Here is a 19,779-nt window from a genome sequence, read left to right as displayed (position 1 = left end):
GTCAGTCTCCGTTCTTCTCCGCCTCGGCGGCGAGTGTGGCGTTGCGCTCGTCGAGCGCGCCGCCCTTGATGGTGCCATACACGTACAACGCGCCGAAAACGGCGGCCGCGATCAGGACGGCCGGCACGAGGAACGCACCCAGCGCGACGACGACCTGCAGCAGTCCGCCGGCGATGACTCCCGCGCGATACCGGGTGAACGCACTGACGACGATCATCAGGATGCCGAGGGTGACACCGCCGACGATCCCCCACCACGGCTCGATCCCCTGCGGGAGCGCACGGAGCCCGTAGACCGACAGACCGGCGAGGAAGGCGACGATGGACTCGAAGCCGAGGATCACCGACAGGAGCGACTCCCGCGCGCCGCGCTGCCGGCGCGGACGGGGCGGACGCGACGACCTGCTCACGAGCGGTACCCCGACTTCCAGTCCTCCGCCTCGGCCAGGACGACCGCCTCGCCGGCGAGCACGACGCTGCCGGCGATGACCACCGCGCGGCGATCGGATTCCGCCGCCCACGCGCGTGCCGCCTCGGCCGCCTCGGCGAGGTCGCGGTGCACCGTCACGGGCGTCTCGGTCTGCTCGACGAGGTCGGCGACGGCATCCGGCTCCTCCGCCCGGTCGGACTCGGGGGCGGTCGCGAACACGTGCGCGACCGCGGGGGCGAGCGTCTGGACGATCCCGGCGACGTCCTTGTCGGCGAAGGCACCGAGCACGAGACCCCAGTCGTCGAAGTCGAACGAGTCCCCCAGGGCTGCGACCAGCGAGCGGGCACCGTGCGGGTTGTGCGCACTGTCGACGAGGACGGTGGGCGCGATGCCGACGAGCTGAAGACGTCCGGGCGAGGTCACGTTGCCGAGGCCGTCGGCGAGCACGTCGGCGGCGATGGGCTGCGACGCTCCCCCGATGAGCGACTCGACGGCCGCGATCGCCAGCGCGGCGTTGTGGCCCTGGTGCGCGCCGTACAGCGGCAGGTAGAGCTCGTCGTACGTGGCCGCGAGCCCGCGGACCGTCAGCAGCTGACCGCCGACGGCGAGCTTCTGGTCGAGCAGGCCGAACTGCTCCCCCTCGACGGCCAGGGACGCGCCCTGAGCCCGAGCCGCCGTCGTCAGCACGCTGAGCGCTGCGGTCTGCTGGGCCGCGGACACCACGGCGGCGTTCGGCTTGATGATGCCGGACTTCACGGTGGCGATCTCGCCGATCGTGTCGCCGAGCTTGTCGGCGTGGTCGATGTCGATCGGCGCGAACACCGCGACGTCGCCGTCGGCGGTGTTCGTCGAGTCCCACGCACCACCCATGCCCACTTCGATCACCGCGACGTCGACGGGGGCGTCGGCGAACGCGACGAAGCCGAGCACGGTGAGCAGCTCGAAGAAGGTCAGCGGAGGCTCGTCCGTGCCGTCGAGCTCTTCGTCGACGAGCGCGACGATGGGCGCGATCTCATCCCATGCGTCCGCGATCGCGGCATCGGCGATGGGCTCGCCGTCGACCATGATCCGTTCGGTGAAGCGCTGCAGGTGCGGGCTGGTGAAGAGCCCGGTCCGGAGCCCGTGGGCCCGGACGATCGACTCGGCGATGCGGCTCGTCGAGGTCTTGCCGTTCGTGCCCGTCACGTGGATGACGCGGTAGCTCCGCTGCGGGTCGCCGAGGAGTTCCAGCGCGCGACGGGTGCGCTCGACCCGGGGTTCGACCCAGCGCTCCCCCTGCCGTTCCAGGAGTGCCGCGTAGACGGCATCCGCTCGTGTCCGGTCGCTCATGAGGTCGCTCCGATCCGGCGCACGCCGATCGTGAAGGAGCCGGCATTCGCGTAGGTGCCGGCGGGGACGGATGCCGTGTGCTCGGGGCTCGAGCGCAAGGCCTCGCCGCGGAGGGCGGTGCCGTCGGCGGTGGCGACGAGGTCGGCGACCGAGAGGGTCTCCCCCGCGACGTCGGCGACGTCGAACGCCGCCGCGACCGCCTCGGCGTCGCCGTCGTCGTCGAAGGTGAGCTGCAGCGCGATGCGGTCGCTCACCTCGAACCCGGCGGCCTTGCGGGCGTCCTGCACGGCGCGGATGACGTCGCGCGCGAGACCCTCGGCCTCGAGCTCGGGCGTCGTCGTGGTGTCGAGCAGGACGAACCCGCCTCGCGGCAGGAGCGCGATCGCGGTGCCCTCGGCGACGCCGCCCGCCTCGAGCGTGAGGTCGTACTCCCCCGGTTCGAGCGCGATGCCGTCGACGACGACCACGCCGTCCTCCTCGGTCCACAGGCCCGCCTTGGCACCCTTGATGACGTGCTGGACCTGCTTGCCGAGGCGCGGACCCGCCGCACGCGCGTTGACGGCGAGGCGCTGGCTGATGCCGTACTGCTCGGCCAGGCCGTCGGTGAGCTCGACGACCTGAACGGCCTTGACGTTGAGCTCGTCGCGCACGATGTCCTCGAACTGCGCGAGCGCGTCGGCACCGCCCACCGCGACCGTGAGGTTCGCGAGCGGCAGACGCACGCGCTTGCCCTCCTTCTTGCGCAGCGCGTTCGCGACGGACGAGACCTCGCGGACGGTGTCCATCGCTTCGCGGATGTCGGATGCCGGGGCGAACTCGTCGGCGTCCTGCCAGTCCTCGAGGTGGACGCTCCGCCCCCCGGTGAGACCCTGCCAGATGCGTTCGGAGACGAGCGGGATGAGCGGAGCCGCGACGCGGGTGAGCGTCTCGAGCACCGTGTAGAGCGTGTCGAACGCCTCCGTCGTGGTCGGTTCGGCGGCATCCACCCCCACCCAGAACCGGTCGCGCGAGCGACGGATGTACCAGTTGGTCAGCGCCTCGGCGAACTCGCGGAGCTTCGCGGCCGCCATCGTCGAGTCGAGGGCCTCGAGGTCCGCGGCGACGTCGCGGACCAGGTCGCCCGTGAGCGCCAGGATGTGGCGGTCGAGGACGTTCGTGGAGTCCGTCCGTCGCGTCGCCTCGTAGCCGGCACCGTCTTGGCCGCCGGCCGCGTTCGCGTACGTCGAGAAGAAGTACCACGCGTTCCACAGCGGCAGCAGGAACTCGCGGACGCCCGAACGGATGCCCTCCTCGGTGACGACGAGGTTGCCGCCGCGCAGGACCGACGAGCTCATGAGGAACCAGCGCATCGCGTCGGAGCCGTCGCGGTCGAAGACCTCACTGACGTCCGGGTAGTTGCGCAGCGACTTCGACATCTTCTGACCGTCGCTGCCGAGCACGATGCCGTGGCAGGCGACGCCCGAGAACGCCGGGCGGTCGAAGAGCGCGCCCGACAGGACGTGCATGACGTAGAACCAGCCGCGGGTCTGCCCGATGTACTCGACGATGAAGTCGGCGGGGGCGTGCTCGTCGAACCACTCGTGGTTCTCGAACGGGTAGTGCACCTGCGCGTACGGCATCGAGCCGGAGTCGAACCACACGTCGAAGACGTCCTCGATGCGGCGCATCGTCGACTGCCCGGTCGGGTCGTCGGGGTTCGGACGGGTCAGGTCATCGATGAACGGCCGGTGCAGGTCGACCTCGCCCGCCTCGTTCACGGGCAGCCGGCCGAAGTCGCGCTCGAGGTCCGCGAGCGAGCCGTAGACGTCGACGCGGGGGTACTCGGGGTCGTCGCTCTTCCACACCGGGATCGGCGAACCCCAGAACCGGTTGCGGCTGATCGACCAGTCGCGGGCGCCCTCGAGCCACTTGCCGAACTGGCCGTGCTTGACGTTCTCGGGCGCCCACGTGATCTGCTCGTTGAGCTCGACGAGGCGGTCCTTGATCGAGGTGACCCGGACGAACCAGCTCGAGACAGCCTTGTAGATGAGGGGGTTCCGGCAGCGCCAGCAGTGCGGGTACGAGTGCTCGTACGACGCCTCGCGCAGGAGCCGGCCCTCGGCCTTCAGCAGGCGGATGAGCGGACGGTTGGCGTCCATCCACAGCTCGCCGGCGACGTCGGTCACCTGCGGCAGGAAGCGTCCTCCGTCGTCGAGGCTCATGATGAGCGGGATGCCGGCGGCCCCCGTCACGCGCTGGTCGTCCTCACCGTAGGCCGGGGCCTGGTGGACGATGCCCGTGCCGTCGGTCGTGGTGACGTAGTCGTCGACGAGGATGCGCCAGGCGTGCTGGGTGCCCCAGGTCTCCTCGTCGGCGTAGTAGTCGAAGAGCCGGTCGTACGCGACGTCGGCGAGGTCCGCACCGCGGACGGTCTGGTCGACCGCCTCGCGGGCCTCGTCGGCCGAGGCGTAGCCGAGGTCCTTCGCGTAGTTCGCGAGCAGGTCGGAGGCCAGCAGGTAGCGGTGCGACTGACCCTCGAGGGCGTCCTCGTGGACGTCGGCGGCTCCGGCAGGACCGCCCGGCAGGACGACGTACTCGATGTCGGGGCCGACGGCGAGCGCGAGGTTGGTCGGGAGGGTCCACGGGGTCGTCGTCCAGGCGAGGGCGCGGACCGCCGTGAGTCCCAGAGCCTCGGCCTTGGCGCCGACGAGCGGGAAGGTCACCGTCACGGACGGGTCCTGACGCATCTTGTAGACGTCGTCGTCCATGCGCAGCTCGTGGTTCGAGAGCGGGGTCTCGTCGCGCCAGCAGTACGGCAGCACGCGGTGGCCCTCGTAGGCGAGGTCCTTGTCGTACAGCTCCTTGAAGGCCCAGAGGACGGATTCCATGTACCCGGTGTCGAGCGTCTTGTAGCCGCGCTCGAAGTCGACCCACCGCGCCTGGCGGGTGACGTAGTTCTCCCACTCCTGCGTGTACTCGAGGACGGATGAGCGCGCCTTCGCGTTGAAGGCGGCGATCCCCATCTCCTCGATCTCGCTCTTCTCGGTGATCCCGAGCTGCTTCATCGCCTCGAGTTCGGCGGGCAGCCCGTGCGTGTCCCAGCCGAAGACGCGGTCGACCTTCTTGCCTCGCATCGTCTGGAAGCGCGGGAAGAGGTCCTTCGCGTAACCGGTGAGGAGGTGGCCGTAGTGCGGCAGGCCGTTGGCGAACGGCGGGCCGTCGTAGAACACCCACTCGTCGGCGCCTTCGCGCTGCGCGATCGACGCTCGGAACGTGTCGTCCTGCTCCCAGAACGCGAGGACGTCGCGCTCGAGGTCGGGGAACCGCGGGCTCGGGACGACGGCCGCGGGGGCGTCGGCGGCGGGGCCGAAGGCGGAAGGTCGGGGGTAGGTCATGTCGCTCCTGCAGGTCTGGTCCTGCGAGGACGATCCGAGGACCGCGGTACCACCCCGCTTGGTGCGACCCGGATCCGGGTGCACCCACTCACCTGCGGCGATGACGGGCCTGCCCCGCTCGGTTCTACTGGGCGGCGGACCGCTGTTCTTCCGAGAGCTCCCCGGTGATGGCCGGATCGGTGCTGATGCAGACGATCATACCGTCGGCATAGCCTGGCGTCATGGCCCGCTCCCGCATCCGTCCCGAGCCTCCCCGCATCCCGGATCCGGATCTCCCCCTGGAGTTCTCGTCCGCGATGCTCCACCGGTCGGGCGAGACGTCCGAGGCGCGCATCGACCTCGACCCCGGGACGACGGATGCCGCGCACACCCGCATCAGCGAGAGTCTCGTGGCCGCGGCATCCGTTCAGACGCTCGATCTGACCGGAGCGATCCTCACCGACGTCGTCCTCGACGCCGTGTCGACGGCCGAGCTGATCGCCCGGGAGGGGACGTGGCGGACGGTCGTCGTCCGCGGCGGGCGGATCGGGACCCTCGACCTGTCCCGCGCGCGCTGCGACGGTCTCGTTTTGGACGGCGTGCGGATCGACTACCTGACGGCGGGCGGTGCGACGCTCCGAGACGTCGAGGTGACCGGATGCCGCATCGGCACCCTCGATCTCCCCGGCGCCCGCGTGGAGCGGATGCGGTTCGCGGAGACGTCGGTGGACGAGATGGACGTCAGGGAGTGGCAGGCGGGCGACGTCGACCTGCGCGGCGCGGACGTGCTCTCCTTCACGGACGTCCGGATGCTGCGGGGCGTCACCCTGACCGCCGATCAGGCGACCTCGCATGCGCTCGCGCTCGCGGCATCCCTCGGCCTCGACGTGAGGACGGACGCGTGACCCTGCGGACGGCGCGGCTCGTCCTCCGCGACATGGGCGAGGACGACCTGCCGGCACTCCGGACGATCCTCACCGACCCGGTCGCGATGACCGCGTACGAGGGGCCTTTCGCCGAGAGCGAGTGCCGGGCGTGGCTCGAGCGCAACCTCCAGCGCTACGCGGAGGACGGGTTCGGGCTCTGGGCCGTCGAGCTCGCCGACGCCCCGGGCGAGATGATCGGGCAGTGCGGCATCACCCGGCAGCGCATCGACGACGACGAGGTCCTGGAGGTCGGGTACCTCTTCCGCCCGGCGCACTGGCAGCGGGGGTACGCGACCGAGGCCGCGGCGGCGTCCCGCGACTGGGCGTTCCGCGCGCTCGACGCCCCGGCCGTGTGGGCGAAGGTCCGCGACACGAACATCGCGTCGATGAACGTCGCCATCCGCCTCGGGATGACGGTCCGCCGCCGCTTCGTCACCCGCTACCGAGGCGTCGACATGCCGCACCTCGGATTCGCCGTGGACCGCTAGGAGGCCCAGTCCTCCGCACGGATGCCGACGGTCGCCGCCCCCTGCAGCAGGCGCGAGATCGGGCAGCGGTCGTGCGCGGCCGCGACGAGTTCGTCCGTCTCGCCGAGCGTGCGCCCCTCCGCGGAGACGAACGCCGTGACGTGGAACTCGTACCCGCCGCGCTCGGGGGAGTCGTGGAGCTCGACCTCGACGCGCACCCGCGTGCGCTGGGCGCCCTTCACGATCGCCTGCAGGGTGGCGTCGAGGCAGGTGGCCCAGGCGAGGGCGAGCAGCTGCTCGGGATTGCTCCGCGAGAGGTCCGCGTCGGGGCTCAGCGGGTTCGACACCGCGACCTCCAGGCCGCCCGTGACCCGGCTGACACCGGTCCCGCCGTCGTCGTTGATCGCCTCGGTCCGGTACCTGGTGCTCATGGCAGAACTATAGTTGGACGGCATCCAACAACGTCTTGAGGTCCTTTCGTGCTGTCCCCGTCCCCCGTCGAGCTCGCTCGTGCGGGCGTGGCGTACCCCGGCGGCGTGCAGGGTCTCGCCGACGTGGACCTGACCGTCGCCGAAAGCGAGATCCTCGGGATCATCGGCGAGAGCGGTGCGGGCAAGAGCACCCTCCTGAACCTGCTCACCGGCGAAGTCACGGCCACGTCAGGCTCCGTGGCGGTGCTGGGCTCCGACATCGGCCGCCTCGACCGCGCCGGTCTCCGCCGCCTGCGACGCGAGATCGGCGTCGTGTTCCAGGGGGTCCACCTGCTGTCGAACCGGACGGTCCGGCAGAACGTCGAGGTCGCCCTCTCGCTGCGACCCCGACGGGAGCGGACGGCGAGCGCCGTCGACGACGTGCTGCGCTTCGTGGGGCTTGATGACCGGGCCGATGCCTACCCCGCGCAGCTCAGCGGCGGGCAGCGCCAGCGGGTCGGGATCGCGCGGGCGCTGGTGAGTCGGCCCCGGTTGCTGCTGTGCGACGAGCCCACCTCCGCGCTCGACGCGGCGACCGCGGGCGAGGTCCTCGACCTGCTCCGCGACGCGCGGGACCGCTTCGGGACGACGATCGTCATCGTCACCCACGACCTCGACGTCGTCCGCAGCGTCTGCGATCGGGTCGCCCTGTTCGAGGACGGTCGGCTCGTCGACATCCTCGCGGTCGCGCCGTCGGCACGCGGCGGGCGCGAGACCTATCTCGATCGCGCACGGCGGGAGCTCGGCGCATGAGCGGCGCAGAGGACGTCTTCGCCTCCCTGGGAGCGTCGCTCGCCGAGCGCGGTGACGACCTCGTCGAGGCCCTCGGCGAGACCGGCTACATGCTCGGCGTCTCGCTCGCTGCCGCGGTGGTGTTCGGCCTGCCCCTCGGCGCCGCCGTCTACCTGACCCGTCCCGGCGGGATCCGCCCCCAGCGCCTCGTCTGGTCGGTCGCGAACTTCCTGATCAACGTCATCCGCTCCTTTCCGTTCCTGCTGCTCGTGGTCTTCCTCGTCCCCGTGACCCGGGCGGTCTACGGCACGACCTTCGGGACGCCCGCGGCGACGTTCTCGCTCTGCGTCGTCGCCGTGGCCGTCTACGGCCGGCTGGTGGAGCAGATTCTCCGCGAGGTGAGCCCCGGCATCCCCCGTGTCGCGCAGACCCTCGGCGCGACCGTCCCGCAGACGGTCTGGCGCTTCCTGCTGCCCGAAGCCCTGCCGGGTCTCGTCTACGCGCTGACCTCGGCGAGCATCAGTCTGCTCTCGTACTCGACGGTGCTCGGAGTCGTCGGTGGCGGCGGCATAGGCGACTTCGCGCTGCGGTACGGCTACCAGGAGTACGACGACGTGCTCATGTACTTCACGATCCTCGTCATCCTCGTCATCGTCCTCGTCATCCAGGCGGTCGGCCAGCGGATCTCGGTCCGCCTCGACCACCGCTGAGTCCGGCTCACCACCGGCATCCGTCCCCCATCCCACAAGGAGCACCATGTCCCCGCGCCGCCTCACCCTCGCCGCAGCCCTCACCGCCGCCGCCGTCGCCCTCCTCGCCGGCTGCGCCTCCCCCGCCGCGCAGGGCGGCGGCGACGTTCAGACCATCCGGGTCGGCGCCGTGACCTCGCCGATGACCGACATCGTCGAAGCCGCGGCCGACGAGATCGAGGACGGCTACAAGATCCAGCTCGTCGAGGTCGCCGACTACGTCACGATCAACAAGATGCTCGCCGCGGGCGACATCGACGCGAACTTCTCGCAGCACAAGCCCTACATGGAGGAGTTCAACGCCGCCAACGACGCGGACCTCACCGCCGTGCAGCCGATCTACAACTTCACGATCGCGTTCTACTCGAAGACCCTCGACGACATCGCCGACCTGCCGAAGGGCGCGACCGTCGCGATTCCGAACGACGCGTCGAACACCGGGCGAGCGCTGAAGATGCTCGCCGACGCGAAGATCATCACCCTCGCCGAGGGCGTCGACCCGTACGCCGCGACGCTCGACGACATCGCCGGGAACCCGAAGGACCTGCAGTTCCTCGAGCTGCAGATCAACCAGCTCAACACCGCCTACGACGAGGCGGACCTCGTCTTCCAGTGGCCCTCGCACATCGCCGCGCTCGGCCTCACCCCTCAGGACGACGGCCTGCTGACCGAGCTCGACGACCGTTTCGCCCTCCAGCTGGTCGTCCCCGGTGAGAACAAGGATGCCGCGTCCACGAAGGCCCTCATCGACGCCTTCACGAGCGACCCCGTGCGCGACATCATCGACGGCAACAAGACCATCGAGACCGCGTTCTGAGCCGGCACGCACCCCGGCGGTAGACTGGCGCCGCACCCACACTCAGGCACGCTCACACAGTGCCGCACATATCGCTCGAGGAGCATCACCATGACGAACGCGCAGATTCCCGACAAGCCCGCCCTGGAAGGCCTCGAGCAGAAGTGGGATGCGGCGTGGTCCGGCGCCGGCACGTACCTGTTCGATCGCGACGCGGCCAAGGCCAAGGGGCGCGCGGGCGTCTTCTCGATCGACACACCTCCCCCGACGGCATCCGGATCGCTCCACATCGGTCACGTGTTCAGCTACACGCACACGGACGTCAAGGTGCGCTACGAGCGCATGCGCGGCAAGACGGTGTTCTACCCGATGGGCTGGGACGACAACGGTCTGCCCACCGAACGCCGCGTGCAGAACTACTACGGCGTGCGCTGCGACACCTCGCTGCCCTACGACCCGGACTTCACGCCGCCCTTCCGCGGCGACGCGAAGAGCCTGAAGCCGGCTGACCAGGTCCCGATCAGCCGCCGCAACTTCATCGAGCTCTGCGAGGAGCTGACGATAGAGGACGAGAAGCAGTTCGAGGACCTGTTCCGCAAGCTCGGCATCTCGGTCGACTGGACGCAGACGTACCGGACCATCTCGGACGACACGATCCGCACGAGCCAGCTCGCGTTCCTGCGTAACCTCGACCGCGGTGAGGCGTACCAGGCCATGGCGCCCACCCTCTGGGACATCGACTTCCGCTCCGCCATCGCGCAGGCCGAGCTCGAGGACCGCGATCAGCAGGCCTCGTACCACCGGGTCGCCTTCCACAAGAGCGACGGCTCGGGCGACATCCACATCGAGACGACGCGTCCCGAGCTGCTGGCCGCCTGCGTCGCCCTCGTGGCGAACCCCGACGACGAGCGCTATCAGCCCTACTTCGGCTCGACCGTGCGCACGCCGCTGTTCGACGTCGAGGTGCCGGTCCTCCCCCACCCGCTCGCGGTGAAGGACAAGGGCACCGGCATCGCGATGATCTGCACGTTCGGCGACGTGACCGACATCATCTGGTGGCGCGAGCTCGACCTGCCGAACCGCACGATCCTCGGCCGCGACGGCCGCATCATCGACGAGGCCCCGGACGTGCTCGTGACGGATGCCGCCAAGGCGGCGTACGCGGAACTCGCCGGCAAGACGGTGTTCAGCGCCAAGAAGCGCATCGTCGAGCTGCTGCAGGAGTCCGGTGAGCTGCTCGAGGTCTCGAAGCCCTTCACCCACCCCGTGAAGTTCTACGAGAAGGGCGACCGCCCGCTCGAGATCGTCTCCACCCGCCAGTGGTACCTCCGCAACGGTGCCCGCGACGCGGAGCTCCGCGACAAGCTCATCGAGATGGGCCGCGGCATGGGCTGGCACCCGGACTTCATGCGCGTCCGTTACGAGAACTGGACGAACGGCCTCACCGGCGACTGGCTCGTCTCTCGCCAGCGCTTCTTCGGTGTGCCGATCCCGGTCTGGTACGGCCTCGACGAGAACGGCGAGCGGGACTACGACCGCGTGCTGACCCCGGATGTCTCCCGCCTCCCGGTCGACCCGACCACGGACGTGCCCGACGGCTACACCGAGGACCAGCGCGGCGCGCCCGGCGGCTTCGACGCCGAGCGCGACATCTTCGACACCTGGGCGACGTCCTCCCTCACCCCGCAGCTCGCGGGCGGGTGGGAGCGCGACCCCGAGCTCTGGGACCTCGTGGCTCCGTTCGACGTCCGCCCGCAGGGTCAGGACATCATCCGCACGTGGCTGTTCTCGACCATGGTGCGCTCGGTCCTCGAGGACGGCCGTGCGCCGTGGACGGATGCCGCCATCTCGGGCTTCATCGTCGACCCCGACCGCAAGAAGATGTCGAAGTCGAAGGGCAACGTCGTGACGCCTGCCGACATCCTCGACGCGCACGGCACCGACGCCGTCCGATACTGGGCGGCCTCGAGCCGGCTCGGCGCCGATGCGGCGTTCGACCCGCAGAACCCGACGCAGGTGAAGATCGGTCGTCGCCTGGCGATCAAGATTCTGAACGCGGCGAAGTTCGTGCTCTCGTTCCCCGTGCCCGAGGACGCCCGCATCACGCACGCGCTCGATGCGTCGATGCTCGCGACCCTCGATCAGGTCGTCCGGGATGCCACGAAAGCGTTCGACGCGTTCGACCACGCCCGCGCCCTCGAGATCACCGAGTCGTTCTTCTGGACGTTCTGCGACGACTACCTCGAGCTCGTGAAGGAGCGCGCCTATAACCAGGCCGACTCCGGTCAGGCATCGGCCGCGCTCGCCCTCCGTATGGCGCTGTCGACGCTGCTGCGCCTGCTGGCGCCCGTCCTGTCGTTCGCCGCCGAAGAGGCGTGGTCGTGGTTCGAGGAGGGGTCCGTGCACACCGCTGAGTGGCCTGTGCCCGTGGGCATCGAGGGCGACCCTGCCGTGCTCCGCACGGTCGGCGAGGCGCTCATCTCGGTGCGCCGCGCGAAGACCGAGGCGAAAGCCTCGCAGAAGACCCCCGTCGACTCGTTGACGATCACCGGCCCGGATGCGGCCCTCGACGCGATCCGCTCCGCCGAGGGCGACCTCGCCGCCGTCGGACGCATCGCGCAGGTGTCCTACGCCGCCGGGGACACCGTGTCGGTCGGCGACATCGTCCTCACCCCGCAGGAGGCCTGACGTGCAACTCGGAACCCGGTGGACCAGCGGCGACCAGCCGCCCGCAGCCGTGCCGCAGGTCCTGCGCGAGCAGATCGCGGCGGTCGACGCATCCGTGGATCAGGATCCGCTCGGTCAGCCGCGACCGCGGTGGACCCTCACCTGGCTGGAGGGCCGCCCGGTCGCGGAACTCGACACCGGCGTAGTCGTGCGCGTGGACCGCGAGGGTGAGGTCGTCGTCGGTCATCTCGACGACGACGGCATGTCCTGAGCCCGGCTCAGCCGCGGGGGTGATGCGCCAGGTGCGCGACGACGTCGGCACGCGTGTCGTCGATGCGCTCCTCAGCCGCCGATCGAACGAGCGCCTGATCGGCGCGACGCAGCATCCGTGCGGCGACCGCCGCTTGGACCGAGGTCGTCGCCGCCCACAGCGCGGCCTCGAGCCGTGTGGGCCGGACGGTGACGTCCAGCGTGGGGATCGTGATCGTGGTCATCGTCCGTCTCCGTCCTCGGGTAGTGCGAATGCGTCCACCCGGACGGTGAACGGCACGCGGTCGGGGTCTTCCTCGTGGCCGCGCGCGGAAGCGGCGACCTCGTCGACGATCTCGGACAGTCGCCGGATCATGTCCTTCGCCTGATCGGGCGTCAGACGGATGTTGGCGGTCGAGATGATCGCCGTGCCGTCGTCTCCCTTGTCGGGATCGGCGATGCTCTCTGTCACATGCCGCATGAGCTGCTGCTGACGACGGCCGAGGAACTCGTTCATGATGAGCTGGGTCGCCGAGCGACCAGCCGGTGAGGCCATCGCCTCAGGGCTGTCGAACGACACGGACTTGTCGGACCGCTCCCACCACCGCTCCCGGGCGGATCCCCGCTCCGGGATCTCGCGGATCAGGTCCTGCTTCGCGAGGGCTCGCAGGTGGTAGCTGGTGGCGCCCGAGGACTCCCCCGTGCGCTCGGCCAGCGAACTCGCCGTCTGCGGCCCGTACTGCGACAGGATGTCGAAGAGCTGCACGCGGAGCGGATGCGCCAGAGCGCGCAACGCTCCGGCATCAAGGGTGCGGTCCGCCCGCCGCATCGGTGTCTCGCTCATGTTACAAAGATATCTTTGCAAGCGAGTCTTTGCAAGCATTCCTTTGCATTCTCGATCGTGCGGGCGGCGCGCGCGGGCGACGTACGCTGGGACGATGACGGATGCCGCGACCAACCCGCTCCTCGCCCCCTCTCCCCTCCCCTTCGACCTGCCGGATTACCCGAACATCCGCCCGGAGCACTACCTCCCGGCGTTCGAGCAGGCCTTCGCCTCGCACCGCGCCGAGATCGACGCGATCGCGACGTCCTCCGACGCGCCGACGTTCGAGAACACGCTGGTCGCGCTCGAGCGGTCCGGCGAGCCCCTCGGGCGAGTCGCGCGCATCTTCTACACCGTGAGCTCCGCCCACGCGACGGCCGAGATCCAGGAGATCGACGAGCAGCTCGCCCCGCTCATGGCCGCTCACCACGACGCCGTGACGCTCGATGCGCGCCTGTACGGGCGGGTCGCCGACGTGCATGCCCGCCTCGACGACCTCGGCCTGGAGGGCGAGGACCGGTACCTCGTAGAGCGCACCTACCGAGAGATGACGGGCGCCGGCGCGGGCCTCGACGAGGCGGACAAGACGGTCCTGACGGAGCTGAACCAGCAGCTGTCCATGCTCACCACGACGTTCGAGAAGAACCTCCTCGCCGACACCAACGACCTCGCCGTGGTCTTCGACGAGGCCGCCGAGCTCGACGGACTCACCGAGGGCGAACTGTCGGCGGCGGCACGCAATGCCACCGAGCGGGGCCTCGAGGGCAAGTACGTCGTCACGCTCACCCTCTTCACGGGGCACCCGTACCTCTCGTCGCTCACCTCCCGGGCGAGCCGCGAACGCCTCATGGCGGCATCCCGATCCCGGGGGCGCCGAGGCAACGCCAACGACAACCGCGAGGTGCTCACCGAGATCGTGCGGCTGCGCTCCGAGCGTGCTCGGGTCCTCGGATACGACTCGCACGCGGCCTACGTCACCGCCGACGAGACCGCCGGCTCCCCCGAAGCGGTGCACGAGCTCCTGCGCCGACTCGCGGTCCCCGCCGCAGAGAACGCGCGCCGGGAGCAGGCAGCCCTGCAGGAGATCATCGACAGCGAAGGTGACGGGTTCCCCCTCGCCGCGCACGACTGGGCCTTCTACACGGAGCGCGTGCGAGCCGCACGGTACGACCTCGATCGGACGGCCCTGCGACCCTGGTTCGAAGCCGAACGCGTCCTCGTCGACGGCGTGTTCCGCGCTGCGACGGATCTCTACGGCATCACGTTCACCGAGCGTGCCGACCTTCCCGCGTATCACCCCGAGGCACGTGTCTTCGAGGTCCGCAACGAGGACGGCTCCCACCTCGGCCTGTACGTCCTCGATCTGTACACGCGCGATTCCAAGCGCGGCGGGGCGTGGATGAACTCGATCGTGTCGCAGTCCGCACTGCGCGGCACGGCGCCGATCGTCATCAACAATCTCAATGTGCCCCAGCCTGCTCCCGGCAGCCCCACGCTCCTGACCCTCGACGAGGTGACGACGCTGTTCCACGAGTTCGGCCATGCGCTGCACGGACTCTTCGCCACCGTCACGTATCCGCACTTCGCCGGCACCTCGGTGTTCCGCGACTTCGTGGAGTTCCCCAGCCAGGTCAACGAGATGTGGATCTTCTGGCCCGAGGTGCTCGCGTCCTACGCACGCCACGTCGACACCGACGAGCCGCTCCCCGCCGACGTCGTCCAGAAGCTCCGCGAGTCCGAGGCGTTCAATCAGGGCTTCGCGACGAGCGAGTACCTGGCCGCTTCCTGGATCGATCAGGCCTGGCACAGTCTGGATGGCGAGGACACCGCCGTCGCCATCGACGTCGACGCGTTCGAGGCCACGGCGCTGGCCGACATCGGTCTCGACAACCCTGCCGTTCCGACCCGGTACTCGTCGACCTACTTCGCGCACATCTTCTCGGGCGGCTACAGCGCGGGCTACTACTCCTACATCTGGAGCGAGGTCCTCGACGCCGACACGGTGGAGTGGTTCCGCGAGAACGGCGGCCTGACGCGCGAGAACGGCGATCGATTCCGCACCCGGCTGCTGGGCGTCGGCGGGTCGAAGGACCCGCTCGAGGCCTACCGCGACTTCCGCGGACGCGATGCGCGGATCGAGCCCCTGCTCCAGCGGCGCGGTCTCACCGGCTGAGCCCGGACGAAAAGGGCGCCGCCTCCCTCCGGAGGCGGCGCCCTTTTCGATATCGGATGCCGGTGGTCAGGCGCTCTTGCGCTTCTGCCGCAGGACGAGCGTGGGCGGTGCCCCCTCTTCGACGGCCGCCCGCGTGACGATCACCTTGTCGACGTCCTCCGCCGAGGGGATCTCGAACATGATCGGACCGAGCACGTCTTCGAGGATGGCCCGGAGTCCGCGAGCGCCGGTCTTGCGCGCGACGGCGAGGTCGGCGATCGCGCGGAGCGCCTCCTCCTCGAACTCGAGCTCGACGCCGTCGAGCTCGAACATGCGCTGGTACTGCTTCACGAAGGCGTTCTTGGGTCCGGTCAGGATCTCGATGAGCGCGCTCTGGTCCAGCGGCGACACCGTCGTCACGACCGGCAGACGGCCGATGAACTCGGGGATCAGACCGAACTTGTGGAGGTCCTCGGGGAGCACGTCGCGGAAGACGTCGAGCTCCTGCTCCTTGTCCTGCAGCGGAGCGCCGAAGCCGACACCGTGCTTGCCCACACGCGAGGAGATGATGTCCTCGAGGCCTGCGAAGGCGCCGGCGACGATGAACAGGACGTTCGTCGTATCGATCTGGATGAACTCCTGATGCGGGTGCTTGCGACCACCCTGCGGCGGCACGGAGGCGACGGTGCCCTCGAGGATCTTCAGGAGTGCCTGCTGCACGCCCTCGCCCGACACGTCGCGGGTGATCGACGGATTCTCGGCCTTGCGGGCGATCTTGTCGACCTCATCGATATAGATGATGCCGGTCTCAGCGCGCTTCACGTCGAAGTCAGCGGCCTGCAGGAGCTTGAGCAGGATGTTCTCGACGTCCTCGCCGACGTAGCCGGCCTCGGTGAGAGCCGTGGCATCCGCGACCGCGAAGGGGACGTTCAGACGCTTCGCGAGGGTCTGCGCGAGATACGTCTTGCCGCAACCGGTCGGACCCAGCAGCAGGATGTTGCTCTTGGCGATCTCGATCTCGTCTGCCCGCTGCTCTGCGGACTGGATCGTGCTGCGAGCGCGGACACGCTTGTAGTGGTTGTAGACGGCGACCGCAAGTGCCCGCTTGGCGGGGTCCTGCCCGACGACGTACTCCTCGAGGAAGCTGAAGATCTCGCGCGGCTTCGGGAGGTCGAAGTCCTTGACCTCGCCGTCACCGGACTCCGCCATCCGCTCTTCGATGATCTCGTTGCAGAGTTCGACGCACTCGTCGCAGATGTACACGCCTGGACCGGCGATCAGCTGCTGGACCTGCTTCTGGCTCTTGCCGCAGAAGGAACACTTGAACAGGTCGGCGCTCTCACCGATGCGTGCCATGGTGTTCCCCCTCAGGATTCAGGCCGGTGCAGTCGAGCCTAACCGCAGATCCGGACACCGGGCGGATTGCGACACGGGTGTGGACGACGATGCCCCGCCGACGGTTCGGCGGGGCATCGTCTGACAGACCTCAGGCCGTGATGGCCGCGGGCGTGCGCTTGCGGGACGTGAGCACCTGGTCGACGATCCCGTACTCCAGCGCTTCCTGCGCGGAGAGGATCTTGTCGCGATCGATGTCCTTGTTGACCTGCTCGACGGAGCGGTTCGTGTGGTGAGCCATCGTCTCTTCGAGCCAGGTCCGCATGCGGAGGATCTCCGCCGCCTGGATCTCGATGTCGGACGCCTGACCGTGACCGGACTCGCCGACGGCGGGCTGGTGCATCAGGATGCGGGCGTTCGGCAGGGCGAGCCGCTTGCCGGGCGCACCGGCCGCGAGCAGGACGGATGCCGCCGACGCCGCCTGGCCGAGGACGACCGTCGACACCTGGGGCGAGATGTACTGCATGGTGTCGTAGATCGCCGTCATCGCGGTGAACGAACCACCGGGCGAGTTGATGTACATGATGATGTCGCGGTCGGGGTCCATCGACTCGAGGACCAGCAGCTGCGCCATCACGTCGTCGGCGGATGCGTCGTCGACCTGTACGCCGAGGAAGATCACGCGGTCTTCGAACAGCTTGTTGTACGGGTCCTGGCGCTTGTAGCCGTAGGCGGTGCGCTCCTCGAACTGCGGCAGGATGTACCGGCTCGAGGGCATCATGTCGCTCTGCGCGCGACCGAAGATGGGGGTGTTCATGCGTTGTCCTCCGACGCTCAGTTCTCGGTCCCGCCGCCGCCGGTGACGTCGGCAGCGTGTTCGCGGATGTGGTCGACGAAGCCGTACTCGAGCGCTTCGTCGGCGGTGAACCAGCGGTCGCGGTCACCGTCGGCGTTGATCTGCTCGACCGACTTGCCGGTCTGGGCGGAGGTGATCTCCGCGAGACGGTTCTTCATCGACACGATGAGCTGCGCCTGCGTCTGGATGTCGCTGGACGTGCCGCCGAAGCCGCCGTGCGGCTGGTGCAGCAGGACGCGGGCGTTGGGCGTGATGTAACGCTTGCCCTTGGTGCCGCTGGTCAGCAGGAGCTGGCCCATCGAGGCGGCCATGCCGATGCCGACGGTGACGATGTCGTTGGGCACGAACTGCATCGTGTCGTAGATCGCCATACCCGCGGTGATCGAGCCACCCGGCGAGTTGATGTAGAGGTAGATGTCCTTCTCGGAATCCTCGGCCGCGAGCAGCAGGATCTTGGCGCAGATCTCGTTCGCGTTCTCGTCGCGCACCTCGGAACCGAGCCAGATGATTCGGTCCTTCAGCAGCCGGTCGAAGACACTGGTCGCCATAAGGGGTTCAGCCATGGATGCTCTCCTGGATTCGTGTTCGTGCTTCGAATCTAGTGGCGCGTTCCGAGCGTCTCGCCCGTGTTCGCCGTGGGCATACCACCGGCGGCATCCACCGCCTCCGGCGACGTGGACGATGCCCGGAAACGACGACGGGCGGCGGGGCCCGAAGGCACCCACCGCCCGTCGATGAGGGTCACTCGCTGTCGGCGGCCTTCTTCGTGGCGCGCTTGGCGGGAGCCTTCTTCGCGGGCTCCTCTGCGGCATCCGCGTCGGCCTTCTTGGCGGCGGGCTTGCGAGCCGGCGCCTTCTTGGCGGCGGGCTCGTCCGCGGCGGCGTCGGCGTCATCCGCCTTCTTCGCGGCGGGCTTCTTGGCCGGAGCCTTCTTCGCGGGGGCCTTCTTGGCGGCGGGCTTCTCGTCCGCGGCCTCGGTGGCCTCGTCTGCAGCCTCGTCGTCCTCGGCGGCGAAGCCGGTCAGGTCGACCTTCTTGCCGTTGGTGTCGACGACGGTCACCTTGCCGAGCGCGACGGCGAGGGCCTTGTTGCGGGCGACTTCACCGACCATCATCGGGATCTGGTTGCCCTCCTGCAGGGCGTTGACGAAGTCCTGCGGCGACATGCCGTACTGCGCCGACGACTGGATGAGGTACTGGGTGAGCTCCTCCTGGGAGACCTGCACCTCGTGCTTCTCAGCGATCTTGTCGAGGATCATCTGCGTGCGGAACTGCTTCTCGCTCGCTTCGGTGACCTCTGCGCGGTGGACGTCGTCCTCAAGGCGACCCTCACCCTCGAGGTGGGTGTGCACCTCGTCCTCGACGAGCTTGGCGGGAACGGGGATGTCCGCCTTCTCGATGAGGACCTCGATGAGCTTGTCGCGCGCGGCGGAGCCCTGCGTGAAGACGGCCTGCTCCGAGACGCGCTCGACGAGGCTCTCGCGGAGTTCGCCGATCGTGTCGAACTCGGAGGCGACCTGAGCGAAGTCGTCGTCGGCCTCGGGGAGCTCGCGCTCCTTGACGGCCTTGACGGACACGGCGACCTCGGCCTCTTCACCGGCGTGGTCGCCGCCGACGAGCTTCGAACGGAACGTGGTGTCCTCGCCGGCGGTGAGCGACTCGATGGCGTCGTCGATGCCCTCGAGGAGCTCGCCCGAGCCCACCTCGTAGGAGACGCCCTCGGCGCGGTCGATCTCGTTGCCCTCGATCGTGGCGACGAGGTCGAGCTCGACGAAGTCGCCGGCCTTGGCGGGACGGTCGACGGTCACGAGCGTGCCGAAGCGGCTGCGGAGCTTGTCGAGCTCGGCATCCACCGCAGCCTCATCGGTCTCGACGGCGTCGACCTCGATGGTGATGTCGTCGTAGGCGGGAAGCTCGAACTCGGGGCGGACGTCCACCTCGACCTCGACCTTGAGGTCGCCGGAGAAGTCCTTCGTGCTCGGCCACTCCACGATCTCGGCGGCGGGACGACCGACGATGCGGACGTCGTTCGCCGTCACGGCCTCGCGGTAGAAGACGTCGAGGCCTTCGCTGACCGCGTGCTCGAGGACGGCCTCGCGACCGACGCGCTGGTCGATGATCGGTGCCGGGACCTTGCCCTTGCGGAAACCGGGGATCTGCACGTCCTGCGCGATGTGCTCGTACGCGTGCGAGATGCTCGGCTTGAGCTCCTCGGGGGTGACCGTGATGTGGAGCTTCACCCGGGTGGGGCTGAGCTGCTCGACGGTGCTGGTGACCATGCCTGTCGTTCTCCTTGTCCGGCCGCGCACACGCGCGTCCGTTCGGTGATCTGGGTTCGTGGGGCCGTTGTCGGGGCGACAGGATTTGAACCTGCGGCCTCCCGCTCCCAAAGCGGGCGCTCTACCAAGCTGAGCTACGCCCCGGGCGCGCACGCTGGCGAGCGCCGAA

The 19,779-nt window shown here is 69.2% G+C and carries 18 protein-coding genes and 1 tRNA gene; 8 read left to right on the top strand and 11 right to left on the bottom strand.

Going from position 1 to position 19,779, the window contains the following annotated elements:
- Position 1 precedes the first annotated feature (1 nt).
- From AC4NN1_RS00970 to ileS, 3 genes are read right to left on the bottom strand one after another with little or no spacing between them, the layout of a single operon-like run.
- Positions 2-409 carry a DUF4233 domain-containing protein gene (locus tag AC4NN1_RS00970; protein WP_018186587.1) on the bottom strand — a complete coding sequence of 136 codons (408 nt, stop codon included), beginning with the start codon at positions 407-409 and terminating at the stop codon, positions 2-4.
- Positions 406-1,758 (bottom strand): bifunctional folylpolyglutamate synthase/dihydrofolate synthase, encoded by a 1,353-nt coding sequence (locus AC4NN1_RS00965; protein ID WP_491954318.1) that lies wholly within the window; start codon positions 1,756-1,758, stop codon positions 406-408. The genes AC4NN1_RS00970 and AC4NN1_RS00965 overlap by 4 nt, the downstream gene beginning before the upstream one ends.
- Positions 1,755-5,132 (bottom strand): isoleucine--tRNA ligase, encoded by a 3,378-nt coding sequence (gene ileS, locus AC4NN1_RS00960; RefSeq protein ID WP_491954317.1) that lies wholly within the window; start codon positions 5,130-5,132, stop codon positions 1,755-1,757. The genes AC4NN1_RS00965 and ileS overlap by 4 nt, the downstream gene beginning before the upstream one ends.
- A gap of 221 nt (positions 5,133-5,353) precedes the next feature.
- Here ileS and AC4NN1_RS00955 point away from each other — a divergent pair, with 221 nt between their 5' ends.
- Complete coding sequence (locus AC4NN1_RS00955; protein ID WP_491954316.1) at positions 5,354-6,016, top strand: hypothetical protein; 663 nt, start codon at positions 5,354-5,356, stop codon at positions 6,014-6,016.
- Entirely contained in the window at positions 6,013-6,525 is a 513-nt protein-coding gene (locus AC4NN1_RS00950; protein WP_020097458.1) for a GNAT family N-acetyltransferase, read from the top strand. Before AC4NN1_RS00955 ends, AC4NN1_RS00950 begins: the two co-directional genes overlap by 4 nt.
- Here AC4NN1_RS00950 and AC4NN1_RS00945 read toward each other — a convergent pair.
- Entirely contained in the window at positions 6,522-6,935 is a 414-nt protein-coding gene (locus AC4NN1_RS00945) for an OsmC family protein (RefSeq protein ID WP_018186581.1), read from the bottom strand. The two genes, AC4NN1_RS00950 and AC4NN1_RS00945, sit on opposite strands and share 4 nt — an antisense overlap.
- Positions 6,936-6,983: 48 nt before the next feature.
- Here AC4NN1_RS00945 and AC4NN1_RS00940 point away from each other — a divergent pair, with 48 nt between their 5' ends.
- The 5 genes from AC4NN1_RS00940 to AC4NN1_RS00920 all read left to right on the top strand — a co-directional run bounded on the left by AC4NN1_RS00940 (position 6,984) and on the right by AC4NN1_RS00920 (position 12,189).
- Positions 6,984-7,727: a methionine ABC transporter ATP-binding protein gene (locus AC4NN1_RS00940; RefSeq protein WP_491954315.1), complete on the top strand. Its 744-nt coding sequence runs from the start codon at positions 6,984-6,986 to the stop codon at positions 7,725-7,727.
- A complete protein-coding gene (locus tag AC4NN1_RS00935) occupies positions 7,724-8,416 on the top strand; it encodes a methionine ABC transporter permease (RefSeq protein WP_311870520.1) in 693 nt (230 codons plus the stop codon). Before AC4NN1_RS00940 ends, AC4NN1_RS00935 begins: the two co-directional genes overlap by 4 nt.
- A 46-nt stretch (positions 8,417-8,462) precedes the next feature.
- Entirely contained in the window at positions 8,463-9,272 is an 810-nt protein-coding gene (locus tag AC4NN1_RS00930) for a MetQ/NlpA family ABC transporter substrate-binding protein (RefSeq protein WP_491954314.1), read from the top strand.
- Positions 9,273-9,362: 90 nt separating this feature from the next.
- A complete protein-coding gene (gene valS, locus AC4NN1_RS00925; RefSeq protein ID WP_491954313.1) occupies positions 9,363-11,939 on the top strand; it encodes a valine--tRNA ligase in 2,577 nt (858 codons plus the stop codon).
- A 1-nt stretch (position 11,940) separates the two neighbouring features.
- Positions 11,941-12,189 (top strand): hypothetical protein, encoded by a 249-nt coding sequence (locus AC4NN1_RS00920; RefSeq protein WP_018186575.1) that lies wholly within the window; start codon positions 11,941-11,943, stop codon positions 12,187-12,189.
- A 7-nt stretch (positions 12,190-12,196) separates the two neighbouring features.
- Here AC4NN1_RS00920 and AC4NN1_RS00915 read toward each other — a convergent pair whose 3' ends face one another.
- Both AC4NN1_RS00915 and AC4NN1_RS00910 read right to left on the bottom strand, forming a co-directional pair.
- Entirely contained in the window at positions 12,197-12,412 is a 216-nt protein-coding gene (locus tag AC4NN1_RS00915) for a hypothetical protein (protein ID WP_018186574.1), read from the bottom strand.
- On the bottom strand, positions 12,409-13,011 hold the full coding sequence (locus AC4NN1_RS00910) for a winged helix-turn-helix domain-containing protein (RefSeq protein WP_026302839.1): 603 nt from the start codon (positions 13,009-13,011) through the stop codon (positions 12,409-12,411). The genes AC4NN1_RS00915 and AC4NN1_RS00910 overlap by 4 nt, the downstream gene beginning before the upstream one ends.
- A gap of 94 nt (positions 13,012-13,105) precedes the next feature.
- Here AC4NN1_RS00910 and AC4NN1_RS00905 point away from each other — a divergent pair, with 94 nt between their 5' ends.
- Entirely contained in the window at positions 13,106-15,163 is a 2,058-nt protein-coding gene (locus tag AC4NN1_RS00905) for a M3 family metallopeptidase (RefSeq protein ID WP_491954312.1), read from the top strand.
- Positions 15,164-15,229: 66 nt separating this feature from the next.
- On the opposite strand, the gene clpX is transcribed toward AC4NN1_RS00905, so the two are convergent.
- The 5 genes from clpX to AC4NN1_RS00880 all read right to left on the bottom strand — a co-directional run bounded on the left by clpX (position 15,230) and on the right by AC4NN1_RS00880 (position 19,754).
- Entirely contained in the window at positions 15,230-16,498 is a 1,269-nt protein-coding gene (gene clpX, locus AC4NN1_RS00900) for an ATP-dependent Clp protease ATP-binding subunit ClpX (RefSeq protein ID WP_311870529.1), read from the bottom strand.
- A gap of 130 nt (positions 16,499-16,628) precedes the next feature.
- The gene (locus tag AC4NN1_RS00895; RefSeq protein ID WP_018186570.1) at positions 16,629-17,294 is read right to left on the bottom strand and encodes an ATP-dependent Clp protease proteolytic subunit; all 666 of its coding nucleotides are present in this window, start codon (positions 17,292-17,294) and stop codon (positions 16,629-16,631) included.
- 17 nt (positions 17,295-17,311) lie between these two features.
- Positions 17,312-18,145: an ATP-dependent Clp protease proteolytic subunit gene (locus AC4NN1_RS00890; protein ID WP_491954311.1), complete on the bottom strand. Its 834-nt coding sequence runs from the start codon at positions 18,143-18,145 to the stop codon at positions 17,312-17,314.
- Complete coding sequence (gene tig / locus AC4NN1_RS00885; protein ID WP_491954310.1) at positions 18,075-19,610, bottom strand: trigger factor; 1,536 nt, start codon at positions 19,608-19,610, stop codon at positions 18,075-18,077. Before tig ends, AC4NN1_RS00890 begins: the two co-directional genes overlap by 71 nt.
- A gap of 70 nt (positions 19,611-19,680) precedes the next feature.
- A tRNA-Pro gene (locus AC4NN1_RS00880) sits at positions 19,681-19,754 on the bottom strand.
- Positions 19,755-19,779 lie beyond the last annotated feature (25 nt).

It is taken from the genome of Microbacterium sp. MDV22-iso44 (assembly GCF_058629135.1).
The sequence above is the reverse complement of the archived record's forward strand: the minus strand, read 5'-3'. Positions and strand labels throughout refer to the sequence as shown.